Genomic DNA, 17452 nt, shown 5'->3' with positions numbered 1-17452 from the left:
AAATTTTGGGGTTCTAATTATATTATTGGATTAAATTATTGTCGATATATTCCAATAAAAAGTAAATGTGATTTTCATTATTTAAGTCTAGATCATTCTTTTTAATTTGTTTCTTAATTTCTGATTTTTGATCTGGAGCAATATTATAAAAATCTCTTTTTCGACTCTTAAACTTATCTAATTTATCATTTACGATTAAATAAGTCCTCTTATCATTAACAAATTTTTTGTACTCGCTGGCACCATAAGATGCAGGGGTCACTCTGGTTTCAATCACCTTAAACTCCTCTATTAAAGATAAGTTTTCACCTTGATAGATGACATTATAGAAATCTGTTTTTTCAATTTCACCAGCTACATGAAACCCATTTCTAAATTCATATTTAGTCTTTTTCCCATCACTATCTGAACTATGATAAAAATCAACTCCTTTTAAATTGTAATTATCGATAATTAAAACGTTACCATCCTTTCTATACTCTATTTCATTATCATAGCCATTATAACGAATAGGAATATCCTCAATTTTTTTACCATCTGCAGTATGTAATGTACCGTCCATCCATGTATCAGTGCCGAAGTAATAAGGTGAACCTTCAATTTTGTTATATTTTTTAGTCATAATAGGTTTACCTCCTACTTCCGATACATTACTGATTTGGGAATAAGAATACTGACTAAATAAAAAAACTGTTACTAGTAAAACACCTGTTTTTAATAATTTCATATTTATTCTATTATAAATTTAAGTTTGATAGATTTATTTTTTCCTAAAAGTTCAATAAAGTATAAGCCAGAATTATATTCATTAACATCTATTTCAATTAAATTAGATCCATTTTCTATAAAATCCGAATGTACCATTTTACCTTGGAATTCAAAAATTCGAAAATTTTCGAAATTTTCAAAGTTTTTTACGGTTAATGTATTGTTAACTGGATTTGGATAAAGCTTAACATTATCATCAATTTTCTCAGTATTTGAAGTAACAATATATTCAAATGAATCAGAAACCCTTGATTTACAACCATCCTCTGAATCACTAAAATATGCTACGTTATAAATTCCAGACTCAAAGTCAATACTTAACACTCTTTCAGTTTCCCCATCAATTTCTATGCCGTCTTTAAACCATTGATATTCTGCTCCCGAAACAGTAGCAACTAAACCTTGTTGGTTTTCTATAATTTCAACTGGATCCACACTATTTTCTGAAACATTAATGTTCCTTACATATTCAGCTGTTTGAAGTTCGTTAGATGCTGTGAGCTTTATTTCATATTCTCCTGCTTCCTCAAACCAAACAACTGGATTTTCTACATTATTTACTCCTTCATATTCTATACCATTTCCAAAGTCCCACTCAAAATTTTCAATGTCTCCATCAGAAAAGTTTTCCAAATAAATCAGACTATTTACACAATTAGATGAAACTCTAAAATCTGGAAAAATCAATTCTTCACAAGGTAATTCTAATACGTTTACAGAATTGCTTATAGATGCATTTGAAACTAAATTCAAAACTGATTGTGATGTGAAATGAATATTACTAACTGATAAGTTATCTACGCAAAGTTTAGACCTAAAAGTAAATTCTAAATTAGCCAAAAGATTAGTATTTGAACCAGAAATACGTTTAGCCTGACTACCATTAAAGGAAATTCCTTTATGGACAATCAATGAATCTTCATTATTAATTACAAAATCCGAGCCATCATTAAATTCAATACTATCTACCTGTAATTTATTGAAAATTTCAATTTTCGAATTAGCTATAATCTTACTGAATTTTAAATCTCCTGTAACAGAATTATCACCAGCTGTTTCAAGTGTATCAGTTGTTGAAAGAGGAAAATCTGATGTTATTATAGCTTCATTTAAAAACCACTTATTCTCATTAAATTCAGTGTTTTCTGTAGAATTGTATAACAATCCTGTCAAGTTTATAATATTTTTCTCAAATAGAGCTTTAGAATTCTCAAATAAATTAATACCTCCTAAGGATAATGATCTGTTACGGAAATCATACTCTCCAGAAATTATATTTAATTGAGCTGTATTGATATCACTTTCAATTGAATAGCTTCCCTCATTATCCAATTCTACAGTCAAATTATTTGAACCATCAAAATCTAAGTAAATACTTTTGTTTTGTATAGGTTTTACAATCAATTTGCCATTTGAAATTTTAAGGTTTTGACCCGTTGAATGGATGGCGTTATTTACGATAAGTGTATTACCTCCTAAATCAAAATTGATTACATTATCAGATGTAAATATAATATTATCGAGCTCCAAATCATTAGATAGGGTTAAATCCCCATCCACATCAAATGAATTTTCATCAATTGCTAGGGATTTAATATTGGCTAAATCCAATGATTCATTATTTCCTCCTGAAATACTAGCGAAATTTGAACCAGATTGATAATCACCATTCCCATCAACCCAATAAACTAGATCATTATCAATATTAGTACTATTGTATGTCAATGCTAAGGCATAAGTTTGAGAACCATTCTCTAACTCACCCTTATGACTTACTACTAATTTATACTTTCTAACATCAGGAACATTAAATTCTAATTTTTCTACATTATCTAAGCTATTAACGCCTTTTTTAGCAGAGCCTCCAAAATTTTCAGGATCCATTTTCCATGGATAATATATATTCCCTGCATCATCTTCCAGATGGAGATCTAAATCATTTACTAAATGTGGAGTAGATGATCCTAAATCTGTTACTTGACCAGGTACATCAGTCCAAACAACAGTGGCAGTAAGTTTAGTTTTATTATCAGGAATTAATTCATATTCATGAACTTCGCCACTATTTAAAGTAGCTTCTGTTAAAAGAGTGTCCTTATTATTTCTTCCTTGCAATAATTTTATAGCATCTATAGTATTCAAAATCCCCCATCCAAATTTATAATCTGGGCCATCTGAATTTCCAGCTTCTCTAGCTGTATGAATGGCTAAAGATTTTAATTGTGCAGCAGTCATGAATGTGTCTGCAGATTGCCTGTAAAACTCTTGTATCATCCCTAAAGATCCTGTTACATTAGGTGCTGACATGGAAGTTCCACTCAGTGTTGCATATTCATCATCACCAGATGATGCAGCTGACAGTAATCCTACACCATCTGCAACAATATCTGGTTTTATTCTACCATCATTAGTAGGGCCCAAGAACTAAAGCCACTTATCTCTGCTGAACTTGGTCCTTCATACTCTTCAAAGCCAGTAATTGCACCTACTGTAATAATATTTTTTGCAGAAGCTGCTGGCCCGACAATATTAAAGGGACCATCTGGAGGTCTTGTTCCATCACCTACATCGCTTCTATCATTTCCAGCTGACCATACAATGGTATACAAAGGTGCATTGTAAGCGATATTATCAATAGATCTACTATCATTTGTATAAGAACCAAAACGATTATCTTTTCCATTTTCTTGACCGTACCATTGCCAAGCATCACCATTATATCGCCAACCTAAAATAAGCCCATAAGAGTGATTTGATAAGATTAATCCATTTGCAGCTTCCTCGGCCATAGGCCCTAAATCATCTTCAAAGGCATAATATGAATGAATAGTTACTTCAGGTAACATCCCTTTTGCCTCAGGATTTACCCCAGAAGCTGCAATAGTACCCGAAACATGTGTTGCGTGATTACTATATTCTGATCCTAATTTATTTTTTATTCTCTTTTCAAATTCTTGATGACTATTCAGTACAAGACCTCCATCCCATACTCCAATTGTCATATTTTTACCATAAAAAGGTAAGTTTAAGCCTGATTCTGATTGTACAAATTCTACCCCAGTTGTGTAACGTGCTTGAAGATTATGAGTGGTCACATATTGAGGATATCCGTCTATGACATCTACTAAAATTGCTTTCGTTCCATCATCAAATTGGATTGATTTTTTGTAATTAGAGGTTTTTAAAAATTCTAATACTCGTTCTTTACGCTCAATTAAATTTTGTTTTTCATTTGAGGCTATCTCTTGTAATTTCTGGGGGTTGAATGTTTGAGCAAATAAAAGGTTAATTGCAATCATTATCATCCACAGAGTAGTAATTATTTTCTTCATAATTGTAGTGATTTCTATAATGCCAAAATATAACTTCTATACCAGATAAATAGTTCACTTTAACATTTAAACTAAATTGAAAATATACGCAAAAAAAAGAGGAGCAAAACCCCTCTTTTTATAATAATTAAAATTTATATCTATTGTTTAACTAAACGTATTGTAACTGGATTAGCTCCACCACCGCAATCGTCATTTACATCTTCTATAAATGTAATTTCAAATGATGAATCGTCATTAGGGTCAAAAATACCACCTTCCTCAGCTGGCCCAAAAAGAATACCAGCATCACAAGCAAGAGCAGATTCTTGTTCTCCTAAAGCAGTGGCCTGCGAACAGAACAATTCAAATTCAAAATCAATTGCTGGTTGACCTATACCTGCTCCAGGAAGATATGTTACTCCTTTTATTACTCTTGAAGCATCTCCTGTTGATTCAACTTCTACTACAACATTACCAAATACAGAACCTCCGCCTCCGGCAGGACTACCTGTTACGTCTTCGATAAGATAGTCACCAGTAAAATCAGCATTGATTGGACATAGTCCTACAAGGTTAAAAGTACCTTCTGCATAATTCTGATTAATCTCCACTGGAGCATTGGTAATTCTAATAGCAATAGTTTTAGGTTCTAAAGAAGGATCCAAAATATCATCATTTACCTCGAAAACTATTGGTGCAGAATATTCACCAGCAGGTATTGTAACTGAACCTGTTGAAGTAAAAGTGAAATCAACACCTTCAATAGCTGTTGAATTTTCTGCATCAAATTCATAGTCTACCGTTACATCAGATGTTTGAACAGCACCCCCAAATGCAACCATTATTTCGCCAGTAGTTGTCTCACCATCTAACACAACATTGAACTGTTTATTTAAACCACCAGGTAAAGATACATCTGCTAATTCCACAAAAGCATCATCCTGTCCATCCATTAATTTTGCAGTTCCAGGTTCTTCAAAACATCCCGTTAGGAATGGTGTAAGAACCGCTATATATACTATATATAATATTTTCTTCATATCTAAAGTATTTATTAATTATAACCAGGGTTGTTTACCAAAATGTCCTCACTTAAACTAATCTCAGCTTGAGGTATTCTTGGAAGGATTCTGAAATCTTCATAATCTAAAGTACCAGTACCAGCATCTGCAGGCTTAGTGATATCTCTACCTAACCTTTTTAAATCAAACCATCTATGACCTTCTGCCATAAACTCGATTCTTCTTTCTCTAAGCACATTATCAACCGTAGCTGAAACACCACCCGCTAAACCACGAGCAGCTCTAAATGCATTAAGAAAAGGATCTCCAGCACCTGAACCTAAAGCCTCAGCAGCGATTAAATAACCTTCAGACAATCTAAGGATTGGAAGATTTTCCTGAAAAGGAACTGTTCCTTTATTCCCTTGCCATTTAGCAAATTCCTCACCTAAGGCTTCAGTATTAAATAGACCTCTTCTAACATCTCCAGCTTGAGATTCTATTTCCGCTATTAACTCGTCACTTGCAGTAATGATAAACTGACTACCACCAGTATCATTCATCAATAATGAATGTAAACTGTTATTAGCACCGTCTACCGAATTCCAATCTGGAACTTGCAAATCAGATGAAAACACTGCTTCTGGATGGAATACAAAGCTAGCATCGTCCCAAGAAGCCACATAATCAGGAGCAGCTACTAAATCTGAACCATCACCAGCAATTGCTTGTTGAGCATAATTAGCTGCATCTGCATTTCTACCCCAGTATAAATAAACCCTTGCTAACAATAAACGAGCAGCAGTTTTATTAGCTCTAGCAACTGCAGATGTTCCTGCACCTGCTTCTGGTAAAGCAGCAATTGCTTCTAATAAATCTTGCTCAATTTGTTCGTATACTTGAACATTAGTAGCTCTTGGCCTATCATCTGCATCAGCAGAACCTACCGTTGGTTCTGTTCTTAAAATTGCGGACAAATTGAAACCATTTACCTCTTGACCTGGCTCATAACCTAAAGTTCTGGCTAAATCATGATAAAATAAAGCTCTTAAAAATTTAGCTTCAGCTTTTAACACATCTTTTGCTGCCTGATCTCCAGCTACTTCTTCACCATCAATTAGGTTAATTACAATGTTACATTCGTTTATACCAACATATCTATTAAACCAGATGTCGATACCTGAATTCACTGCATTCACATAGTCTGCCTCATATCTACCCGTAAACTGAACTAATTGCATGTTATCGGCTAAAATCTCAGGTCCTATCATCATGGTTTGACCATAATACCCAAAATCATTAACACTTTCATAAGCAGAAAATAAAACTGCCTCAAAGCCGCCTAGATCGGCTAATACCACCTCTTGAGGAAGTGCCGCTTTATTTTCAACATCTAAATCTGTACAAGATGTGAAAAGGACTCCTCCTATTAAAAATATATATAATAATTTCTTCATGATTATCTCTTGTTTAAAAATTATAATCCGATATTAATACCTGCAGAGAATTGTCTTCCCAAAGGATATGCTCCGAAAGAAGAAACACCAGTACCATTATTATTGGCTACTACTTCAGGATCTATACCATCATATTTTGTCCAAGTTAAAATATTAACTCCTTGAACAAATACTCTAGCTTGTCTCATTTTAACTCTATCCAAAATAGATTTTGGAAGATCATATGACAATGTTAAAGTTTTCAACCTAATGTAGGAAGCATCAGATAAGAATCTATCAGTATCCAAATTGTTACTAGTTTGAGAAACTCCAGCTATAGTCTGATTAGGTGTTACTTGAGGATAGTTGGTTACATCACCAGGTTCTTGCCATCTATTCATGATGTCTTGTCTTTTATTTCCGACTCCACCTGGCCCAAGCAAATTATATAAATCCCCATTTAAGGCTTTATTACCATATTGGTACTGGAAGAAAACGTCCAATGATAAACCTTTATAAGAGAAAGTATTACTCCATCCACCAAAGTGTGTTGGAATTGCACTTCCAGCAATATATCCATCTTCAAAGTCTTCAGTATATGATAAATTTCCGTCTTTGTCTTTAAACATTTGGCGACCATTAGCAGGATTCACACCAGCAGATTCAGCAAGATAGAAAAAACTAGCAGGTTCACCTACAATTAATTCTGGTACCCCAGTACCTGAATCAAAAATAGTATCTTGACCACCAACTAATTCCGTCACTTCATTTTGTAAGAAGGAAATATTAAATCTTGAATCAAATCTAAATCCTCCTTGATCAACCACTATACCACCAATCTCAATATCTATACCTTGGTTTCTTAATGCTCCTACGTTATCAAAAATAGAGTTATTACCAACACCTGCATTTTGGAAGAATGGCACAGCAAATAATAAATCTCTGTTGTTAGTTCTCCAGAAATCTACATTACCGAATAATCTGTTATTAAGTAAAGAGTAATCAATACCAATATTGATTGCTTCTTCTTCCTCCCATGAAACGAAATCGTTACCTAATTGGGTTACCGTAACAGTTGATCCACCTAAATATTGGCCCGTTGCACCACCCCAGTTAGTAAGAGGGACATAGTTTAAAGGCACAGTAGGATTGTCTGGATCTCTCATCTCTGCATTACCTAACACACCATAACTAGCTTTTAATTTCAAGTCATCAATGAAACTAACATCTTGTAAGAATACTTCATCTGATACTCTCCAACCAATGGATCCAGCATAGAAGGTACCGTATTTAGACTCAGAACCAAATCTTGAATGACCATCACGTCTTACAGTAGCACTTACTAAGTATCTGTCGTCATAATCATAATCTACTTTACCAAATACACCCAGTCTTTTATACTCTTGGAAAAAACCTCCAACTGAAGTTGGCTGACCATCGCCTGGCAATCTAAAGAATGGATTTGCAAATTGGTTAGCACCTAGACTTGCTCCTTCTCTTTCTTCAAATTTATATTCATAACCTAAAATACCTTTAACTCTGTGTACATCAGCAAATATTTTGCTGTAGTTTAGGTTATAGTTAGTGTTCACATTTATAGTTCTTCTATTATTAACAAATATTGAACCACCTGAAGCAGCAAAAACTGGAATAGTAGAAGGTCTTTGGTTATCATCTCTGTTCATAGAGAAATCTATACCTACAAAACCAGTCGCTGATAAACTTGGAGTAATTTGGTAAGTAGCATTCGCACTAGAAACAGTTTGCAATGTTCTACCTAATCTTACTTCCTCGTTTACACCTTGTAAGATATTATACCCAAATAAGTGAGATAAACCATTTGTAGGATAAGGGTTATAATCTCCATTTCCATCAACAGCAGGAGAAGTTGGAATTGCTTCAAAACTTGCTACCCATGAACCATTAACGAAGTTACCGTTTGCAATTGAACCGAAAGTTCTATTATGCGCTAATGATAATTTTGCACCTACAGTCAATTTATCAGTAGCTTGATGTGTTAAGTTCAATCTACCAGTAAATCTTTCGAAATCTGACATGATTACCTGACCTTCTTGTTTGTTGTAAGAACCACCAAAGTAGAACTGTGTTTTTTCATCACCACCAGACATAGATAAATCATATGTTCTAAATCTTGCATCTTGGAACATAGCATTTACCCAGTCATACTCCTCATAAGTAGATGGGTCTTCAGGATTACCAAACAATTCATAAGCTCCAGTTCCAGGAGTAGAAGGATCAACTCCTACATTGGTTTGCTGCTCAGCTTGGAATGTAGTAAAATCCTGTGCATCCAATACATTATATAAATTAAATGGTTGCACTACACCTTCTTGAACACTTAAATTAACTTGTGTTTTACCTTTTTTACTACCTGTCTTAGTAGTAACAATCACAACACCATTTGCTGCTTGAGCTCCATAGATTGCAGATGCAGAAGCATCTTTTAAAATATCGATTGACTCAATATCATTTGGGTTAATAGAGTTTAAAGGGTTGGAAGACCCTTGAGATGTTCCACCACCTTGTGTACCAACCTGAACTCCATCGATAATAATTAATGGATCGTTACTAGAGTTGATGGAACCCACCCCTCTAATTCTAATGTTCATAGCCCCACCAGGTTGTCCACTTGCTGCAGATATTTGAGTACCTGCTACTCTCCCCTGTATCGCTCTATCAAAAGATTGCATTGGTAAATCTTCGATCACATCACCTCTAACAGAAGATACTGACCCAGTAATTTCTCTCTTTAACTGAGATCCATATCCTGTTACAACAACTTCTGATAATTGTTGAATATCAGTAGCCATTTGAATATCAATTACAGAACGAGCCCCAATAGGAACTTCCTGCTTGACCATTCCAATAAATGTAAATACCAATGTCCCTCCTTCAGAAGGAACTGATATTTTGTAATTACCATCTAAGTCAGTGGTAATACCTGTACCAGTACCTTTTAGTAATACGTTCACACCCGGTAAAGCTTCACCAGTCTCATCATCAGTGACTGTTCCGCTTACAGTGCGATCCTGTGCCCATGCATGTAGCACGAACACCAACATGAAACATGTTAGTAGAATCTTCTTCATACTTATTTTAGTTTAGGTTAACAATAATTAAAAGTTAAATGTACATAACATTCAATGAAAATACCTAACAAAATATAAATTTTTCTTGAAAATTAATTACCAAATAAAAATTATATATTTCTGTCCAATATAGTCTTTTGTAGATATGTTACATTTAAATACAATATAATGAAAAGAAACAACTATATGAAAAAATTGTTATAATATAATTATTTTAATATAATTTTGAACTAGATTATTTTGAATACAACTGTTTTTAAGTACTCTCCTGAAGGTAATTCTTTGGCTCCGTAACCTACAACTTTTATATTGTTTCTATTTACTCCTTCCTTTTGAATTAATTGATTATAAACAGCATTAGCTCTTTTTTGGGATAATTCTTTATTATACACAGCTGAACCAACTTCATCTGTATATCCGCCAATTTCTATCTCTACTTCAGGGTTTTGAATCAAAAAATTCGCAATTTTATTAATTTCATTGCCAGATTTATCCGATAATTCATAACTATCAAATTCAAAATAAATATTGTTTAATACTACAATTTCATTTTTTCGAATCGGCTTAAGAGCAAAATTAAATTCTGTCTTGGGTTCATTGACATTTAATTTCTTGGAATGAAATAAATATCCTGAAGCTTCTATATAAAAAGAATATTCTGATTGACGTGGAATAACCACCTTGTAATTTCCGTCTAATGAATTACTATAAGTTTCCTGAACAAGACTATCCAATTCTAAATCGTAAATCTGAATTCTGGATTTTAACTTTGAACTATCCGTGGCATCTAAGACGGTTCCATAGACCAGGTTAATTTCACTACCAATTTCGGTTTCCTCAAAAAATATTTTAGCTGGCGGATATTTCTCTTCTGACTGAATCTCTCTAGCCCAATATCTTTCTCCACTAAACTTCTGGTGATAAGATAACTCATTATTATAGGTGTTGATAGGTAGTCCAATATTTTCAATTTCTCCTTTATTTATAGGCCAGTCTATTTTATAGATATCAAAACCACCCATTCCCACTCTACCATTTGAACTAAAGTATAACTTATCGTTTGATAAAGTGAGAAAAGGAGAAATTTCATCTGCAAAAGTATTTACATCATCACCAAGGTTTGTGGCTTTAGTCCATTCTCCTTCGACTTTCTTAGAATAATAAAGGTCTCTTTTACCAAATCCTCCTTTTCTATTTGAACTGAATATTAAGAATCTTCCATCTGATGATAAAAAAGGCTGAGACTCCCATGCACTGGAATTCACCTTTACTCCTAAATTTTCTGGTTTCTGCCACTTGTCCCCTTCATAATATGAAATGTACAAATCGCAACTACCTAAGCCATCTCTTTTATTACAGCCCGTGAACACCATTACCCTACCATCAGCTGAAATTGCAGCTGCACCCTCATTATCTTTTGTATTAATAACCGGGACTTCCTCCACATTTTCAAATTGATTTCCTGATAACTTAGCTCGGTAAATACCCTCTGCCAAACTCCCAGTTCTTTGTCCTGTGAAATACAAAAACTCAGAAGGATATAAAGTAAAGAAGGGGAAATATATACTTCGGAAAATTTTATCTGATTCTATAGATTTAATCTCTTCATTATGGGTAGGTTGCTTTTCTAACTCGTCTAATGCGTAGTCGATAGATTGTGAAATTATTCCCACCATTTTAAGGTAATCTTCTTTATAGCCTCTTTGCTGATAAATTTCAAGTGGTCTTTTGGCTAATTTATATTTCCCTCGGTCAAAGGATTCTTTACCTAAAATAAAATAATAATCGGTGTATTTGGCTGGCCACTTCTCATCTAATGAAAAAGCCTTTTCCAATGAAGAAACCACTTTATTTAAATCATTTATCCCGTAAAATAAAGTAGCTTTTTCTAAATAAAGATGGTGGTTATCCGGTTCAATCTCAATTGCATCATCTAAATATTGGACAGCCGCATCCCAATTTCTTTGGTAAAGGGCTTCTTTAGATTTTTCAACTAATCTTTCTGTTCTCCATTTATAATCCTGACCAAATAAAGTCAGATTGAAAAACATAATTATTAAAGAGAGTGCTATTATTTTGAAATTCATATCCCAATTTAGCGGATACGGAAGAATTTCAAAAGGAATTTAGGCATTAAGGTATTTGCAAATATTTATGCGTCTGCAAAGAAATACTCCACTTTGGGTTTTCTTTTACATATTCTACAATTAAAGGCATCATTTCTTCACGTTTACTCCATTCTGGCTGGATAAGTAACTTACAATCAGTCCCCACTTTTTTGGCATGTTCTTCTGCCCATTTAAAATCTGATTTATTGAAGATAATGATTTTTAATTCATCTGCTCTTTCATACCAATGATCTAAAGGAGCTTTAAATTTCTTTGGTGATAAACAAATCCAATCGACCATCCCAGTAAATGGATGAGCTCCTGAAGTTTCTACATTTACATGAAATCCTTTCTGTAATAATCGTTTGGTCAAGCCATGCATATCGTACATAAAAGGCTCACCTCCGGTAATCACAGCCAAACGAGACTCATATTGATAAGCATCATCTACTATTTCATCTATATTTTTGAGTGGCCATTTATCGGCATCCCAGGAATCTTTCACATCACACCAAACACAACCCACATCACAACCTCCTAAGCGAATGAAATAAGCTGCTTTTCCACTGTGAAATCCTTCTCCTTGAATGGTATAAAAAGATTCCATTAAGGGAAGTTCTACATTTGGATCAAACGAGTTCTTGTCCATAAATTTCTTTTTGAGCAGCTAACCATGTATTCATTAATAGACCTGCTCTTGTCATCGGTCCAACTCCACCTGGAACTGGAGTAATATGTGTAGCTTTTTTGAAAACCTCATCGAAAAGAACATCTCCTTTTAAAGCAAAGCCTGATTTTTTACTTGAATCAGGAACTCTTGTTGTCCCAACATCTATTACTACCACATCATTTTTCACCATATCGGCTGTAATCAAACCTGGTTTTCCAACTGCTACAATTAAAATATCAGCTTGCTTAGTATATTTTGCTAAATCTACTGTGTAGCGATGGGTTAAAGTAACGGTGGCATCTCCAGGATAATTCGCACTTCCCATTAATATAGATACTGGCGAACCAACTATATGACTTCTTCCTACAACTACACAATGCTTTCCTTTTGTTTGAATATCATAGCGCTTGATTAATTCCATCACACCAAATGGAGTAGCAGGAACATAAGCCGGTAAATTGGAAGCCATTCTTCCGTAATTTACAGGATGAAAGCCATCCACATCTTTCTCAGGTTTGATAGCATTCAACACCTTATTAACATCTATATGTTTAGGTAATGGCAATTGAACGATGAATCCATCTACTCTTTCATCATTATTCAGTTTATCTACCTCTTGCAAAAGTTCGGCTTCTGAAATAGAATCATCGAAAAGCAACTTAGAAGACTCAAAACCAATTTCTTGGCAATCCCTTACTTTAGCTTCCACATAAGTTTGGCTGGCACCATCAGTCCCAACTAAAATAGCGGAAAGATGAGGCACTTTACCTCCTTCTTTCTTCAATGCTTCAACTTTTGCTTTTAATTCTTCTTTTATTTGAGAAGAAATTTTCTTCCCATCTAATAAAATAGGCATGATGTTATGCTTATGTAATGTTTAACTAATATATGTGGATCAGTCCAATTTAAGTACTGCCATAAATGCTTCCTGAGGAATTTCAACATTTCCTACCTGACGCATTCTTTTCTTACCTTTTTTCTGCTTCTCCAAAAGCTTCCTTTTACGTGAAATATCACCACCGTAACACTTCGCTAATACGTTTTTACGTAACGCTTTTACGGATTCTCTGGCAATTACTTTAGTACCAATTGCGGCCTGAACTGCTATTTCAAATTGTTGTCTAGGTATTAACTCTTTCAACTTTTCACACAATTTCTTTCCCCACTCATAAGCCTTATCCCTATGGACGATGGCAGAAAGAGCATCCACTTTATCTCCGTTTAGAAGGATATCCAATTTCACCAAATTACTGCTATGATAGCCTACCAATTCATAGTCTAATGAAGCATAGCCTTTTGAAATTGTTTTTAATTTATCAAAGAAATCAAAAACAATTTCAGCCAAAGGTAAATGGAAAGTTAATTCAACTCTGCTTTGTGTTAAATATACCTGATTTTTGATCTCCCCCCTTTTATCCATACAAAGAGAAATCACAGGGCCTACAAAATCTTCTTTTGTTATAATTTGTGCTCTAATATAAGGCTCTTCCAAATAGTCAATACTTCCTAAATCTGGCAATTCCGATGGCGCACTGACTTTGACCATTTCTCCATCTTTCTTAAAGGCATGAAACTGTACGGAAGGAACTGTGGTAATCACCGTCATATCAAATTCACGCTCCAAACGTTCCTGCACAATCTCCATGTGCAACATTCCTAAGAAGCCACATCTAAAACCAAAGCCAAGAGCAGCGGAGGTTTCTGGTTCCCATACCAAGGAAGCATCATTCAATTGCAGCTTTTCCATGGAAGCTCTCAGTTCTTCAAAATCTGAAGTCTCCACAGGGTAAATCCCAGCATAAACCATGGGTTTTACATTTTCAAATCCTTGAACTGCTTTGCCGGGATTCTCAACGTGGGTAACAGTATCACCTACTTTAACTTCTTTGGCTACCTTAATACCACTAATCAAATAACCAACATTTCCAGTGCTAATAGTATTCTTTGGCTGTTGAGTTAATTTTAGAATTCCGATTTCATCTGCTTCGTAAGTCTTGCCAGTATTGATGAATTTAATCTTGTCTCCTTTGGATATTTCACCATTAAAAACTCTAAAATAAACTTCAATTCCTCTATAAGGATTAAAAACAGAATCAAAAACCATGGCTTGTAATGGTGCATTAGGGTCACCTGTTGGAGCTGGAATTCTGTGCGCAATGGCCTCTAGAATTTCCGTTATACCAATTCCTTCCTTTGCACTCGCATGTAAAATATCCTCCTTTTTACAGCCAATTAATTCAATAATCTGGTCAGACACTTCCTCTACCATGGCCCCTGGCAAGTCTATTTTATTAAGCACTGGAATAATTTCTAAATCGTGCTCTATAGCTAAATAAAGATTGGAAATGGTTTGCGCTTGAATACCTTGTGCAGCATCTACAATCAAAAGCGCTCCTTCACAAGCGGCAATGGAACGGGAAACCTCATAGGAAAAATCCACGTGACCTGGAGTATCAATAAGGTTATATATATATTCCTCTCCATTCAATTTATAATCCATTTGGATTGCATGGGATTTGATGGTGATGCCGCGCTCACGCTCCAAATCCATATTATCCAACAACTGCTCCATTTTTTCACGCTCATTCACTGTCTGGGTTGAATCTAACAGCCTATCTGCCAAAGTACTTTTACCATGGTCAATGTGCGCAATAATGCAAAAATTTCTAATGTTCTTCATCTATATAACTTTGCTCGATTATTGTGATTTGGTAGAAAAATTAATCATTGAGCTATTTGACCTCAATAACAAGTCGGCCATGGACCGTTCATCTTCATAATCGAACTGCAAAAGTACGCAATAAGGCTGAGATATAATAATAAGGTGATTCTAATTTATTGAGAAACAGTACAGGTTTATTTGTTACTTCCAAGGATGCATTGAAACCTGATATTTAGAGAATTGTCTATCCTTAGATATTAATTGGAAATCTTCTTCAATCGCTTGTCCAATAATTAATCTATCAAAAGGGTCTTGATGATGAAATGGTAGTTTTGCACTTTGAAAAACATGGGATTGTTCTATGGGTAAATAGCTAAAACCTGATTCCAAAATAAAATAATCTAATTCTTTTAGTGTTACTGGCAAGTCTAACCTGCCAAGCGAGTACTTTATTGATATTTCCCAAAGAGAAACAATACTTACAAAACACTGATTATCCCCATCAATAATTAAAGATTTGATTACTGGAGGAATTTTATCGTCATTTCTAAGAAACCAAATTATCAAATGTGGATCTAATAAATACTTCACTACATATAATCCTTAAAGGCCTCAATTGGGTCATCGAAATTATCTTTCATATGTATTTTACCCTTTAGCAAACCAGGAATCCTGTCTTTTTTCTTTTTCTTTATATTTTTTTCCGATTTAAGCTTCTCTATCAAAGCCAAAACTTTCTTTTTATCTGGTTCCGACAAGCTTAAAAAATCTGAGTTTATTGTAGTTTCCATAACCAGCAATCATTAATAATTACAATTTATATATAAAAGCCCTTAGAATCAAAAAGGGTTCCTAATAATTTTCTTAATTTTGGGCTTATGGGAATACGTGCAGTACTAAGTAAACCTTTGGCGGCTATTATAGTCAACCAACAAAAAAAATGGGCAGCTCAACCGGCTCTGTCCCAAGTCAAAATATTTAAAAATATCATCCATAAAGCCAAAAATACGGCTTTCGGAAAAGATCATGGATTTGAGAACATTCAAACCTATGAAGATTTTAAAAAGCAAGTCCCAATCCGGGATTATGAAGCACTAAAGCCTTATGTAGATAAAATTTTGCAGGGAGAAAGCGATGTACTTTGGCCAGGCAAGCCTGCTTATTTTGCCAAAACTAGTGGTACCACATCAGGAACCAAATATATTCCTATTACCAAAGACTCTATTCCCAACCATATTAACAGCGCAAAAAATGCCTTATTAAGTTATGTGCACGAAACTGGTAAATCTCAATTTCTAGATGGAAAATTAATCTTCTTATCTGGTGCACCGACTTTAGAGCAGAAAGCTGGAATAAATACAGGTAGATTATCAGGCATTGTCAATCATCATGTGCCTAATTATTTGCGAACTAATCAGCTGCCGTCCTATGATACTAATTGTATAGAAGAATGGGAAGAAAAATTAGAACGGATAATTGATGAAACGCTGGATCAAGACATGAGCCTGATTTCAGGAATTCCGCCTTGGGTCCAAATGTATTTTGACAGAATTCAAGCAAGAGTCAACAAGCCTATTAAAGATATCTTCCCTAATTTTGAGATGTTTGTTTATGGTGGGGTTAATTTTGAGCCTTACAAAAACAAGCTCTACGAAAGTATCGGTAAAAAAGTAGATTCAATCGAAACCTATCCGGCTTCAGAGGGCTTTATTGCTTATCAAGATTCACAGAAGGAAGATGGGTTGTTGCTTTTATTAAACAGTGGGATATTTTTCGAGTTTATACCTGCTGAAGAATATTTTGATGAAAACCCTACCAGATTGATGATTGATCAAGTGGAGATGGATAAGAATTATGCTTTGATCATCAACAGCAATGCAGGATTGTGGGGCTATTCGATTGGAGATACGGTGAAATTTGTTTCCATGAATCCTTATAGAGTAGTGGTCTCTGGAAGGATTAAGCATTTTATTTCTGCGTTTGGGGAACATGTGATTGGTGAAGAAGTGGAAAATGCGATGAAAGCAACATGCGAGAAATTTGAAAACGTAAAAATAACGGAATTTACAGTTGCTCCACAAGTAACTCCAAAAGACGGATTGCCTCACCATGAGTGGTTTATAGAATTTGATAATCCTCCGATTGATTTGGAAGCATTTTCTAAGGAATTGGATATAAATTTAAGAAAACGAAACAGTTACTACGATGATCTGATTACAGGCAGCATCTTAAGAACATTAAAAATAAGAACACTCAAAAAAGCCTCTTTTATTAATTATATGCGTTCAGAAGGAAAGCTGGGAGGTCAAAACAAAGTCCCGCGTCTTTCAAACGACAGAAAAATAGCAGAGGCTATGGAAAAATACACACATTAAAAATATAT

At 34.4% G+C, this 17452-nt stretch carries 13 protein-coding genes; 1 reads left to right on the top strand and 12 read right to left on the bottom strand.

Annotated elements, in window-relative coordinates:
- Positions 1–22: 22 nt before the first annotated feature.
- The 12 genes from ABWH96_RS05005 to ABWH96_RS04950 form a co-directional block, all read right to left on the bottom strand.
- Entirely contained in the window at positions 23–727 is a 705-nt protein-coding gene (locus tag ABWH96_RS05005; protein ID WP_375580397.1) for a hypothetical protein, read from the bottom strand.
- A 2-nt stretch (positions 728–729) separates the two neighbouring features.
- On the bottom strand, positions 730–3189 hold the full coding sequence (locus tag ABWH96_RS05000) for a S8 family serine peptidase (protein ID WP_375580396.1): 2460 nt from the start codon (positions 3187–3189) through the stop codon (positions 730–732).
- Positions 3162–4100: a S8 family serine peptidase gene (locus tag ABWH96_RS04995; protein ID WP_375580395.1), complete on the bottom strand. Its 939-nt coding sequence runs from the start codon at positions 4098–4100 to the stop codon at positions 3162–3164. Before ABWH96_RS04995 ends, ABWH96_RS05000 begins: the two co-directional genes overlap by 28 nt.
- Positions 4101–4240: 140 nt before the next feature.
- Positions 4241–5122: a DUF1735 domain-containing protein gene (locus tag ABWH96_RS04990; RefSeq protein ID WP_375580394.1), complete on the bottom strand. Its 882-nt coding sequence runs from the start codon at positions 5120–5122 to the stop codon at positions 4241–4243.
- Positions 5123–5136: 14 nt separating this feature from the next.
- On the bottom strand, positions 5137–6540 hold the full coding sequence (locus ABWH96_RS04985) for a RagB/SusD family nutrient uptake outer membrane protein (RefSeq protein ID WP_375580393.1): 1404 nt from the start codon (positions 6538–6540) through the stop codon (positions 5137–5139).
- Between the two features lie 20 nt (positions 6541–6560).
- Positions 6561–9629, bottom strand: coding sequence for a SusC/RagA family TonB-linked outer membrane protein (locus tag ABWH96_RS04980; RefSeq protein ID WP_375580392.1), 3069 nt, complete (start codon positions 9627–9629; stop codon positions 6561–6563).
- A 230-nt stretch (positions 9630–9859) separates the two neighbouring features.
- Positions 9860–11716, bottom strand: a complete 1857-nt coding sequence (locus tag ABWH96_RS04975) for an OmpA family protein (protein WP_375580391.1) — start codon at positions 11714–11716, stop codon at positions 9860–9862.
- Positions 11717–11762: 46 nt separating this feature from the next.
- Positions 11763–12386, bottom strand: a complete 624-nt coding sequence (locus tag ABWH96_RS04970) for a 7-carboxy-7-deazaguanine synthase QueE (RefSeq protein WP_375580390.1) — start codon at positions 12384–12386, stop codon at positions 11763–11765.
- The gene (locus ABWH96_RS04965) at positions 12367–13263 is read right to left on the bottom strand and encodes a bifunctional 5,10-methylenetetrahydrofolate dehydrogenase/5,10-methenyltetrahydrofolate cyclohydrolase (RefSeq protein ID WP_375580389.1); all 897 of its coding nucleotides are present in this window, start codon (positions 13261–13263) and stop codon (positions 12367–12369) included. The genes ABWH96_RS04970 and ABWH96_RS04965 overlap by 20 nt, the downstream gene beginning before the upstream one ends.
- A 39-nt stretch (positions 13264–13302) precedes the next feature.
- The gene (lepA, locus tag ABWH96_RS04960; protein WP_375580388.1) at positions 13303–15087 is read right to left on the bottom strand and encodes a translation elongation factor 4; all 1785 of its coding nucleotides are present in this window, start codon (positions 15085–15087) and stop codon (positions 13303–13305) included.
- A 183-nt stretch (positions 15088–15270) separates the two neighbouring features.
- The gene (locus ABWH96_RS04955) at positions 15271–15660 is read right to left on the bottom strand and encodes a type II toxin-antitoxin system VapC family toxin (RefSeq protein WP_375580387.1); all 390 of its coding nucleotides are present in this window, start codon (positions 15658–15660) and stop codon (positions 15271–15273) included.
- Positions 15660–15860 carry a DUF2281 domain-containing protein gene (locus ABWH96_RS04950; RefSeq protein ID WP_375580386.1) on the bottom strand — a complete coding sequence of 67 codons (201 nt, stop codon included), beginning with the start codon at positions 15858–15860 and terminating at the stop codon, positions 15660–15662. Before ABWH96_RS04950 ends, ABWH96_RS04955 begins: the two co-directional genes overlap by 1 nt.
- A gap of 87 nt (positions 15861–15947) precedes the next feature.
- Here ABWH96_RS04950 and ABWH96_RS04945 point away from each other — a divergent pair, with 87 nt between their 5' ends.
- The gene (locus tag ABWH96_RS04945; RefSeq protein WP_375580385.1) at positions 15948–17444 is read left to right on the top strand and encodes a GH3 auxin-responsive promoter family protein; all 1497 of its coding nucleotides are present in this window, start codon (positions 15948–15950) and stop codon (positions 17442–17444) included.
- The last annotated feature ends 8 nt before the right edge of the window (positions 17445–17452 follow it).

It is taken from the genome of Marivirga tractuosa (assembly GCF_042140215.1).
In the GTDB taxonomy this organism is placed as follows: Bacteria; Bacteroidota; Bacteroidia; order Cytophagales; family Cyclobacteriaceae; genus Marivirga; species Marivirga tractuosa_A.
This window is presented reverse-complemented; position numbering and strand designations above follow the sequence as displayed.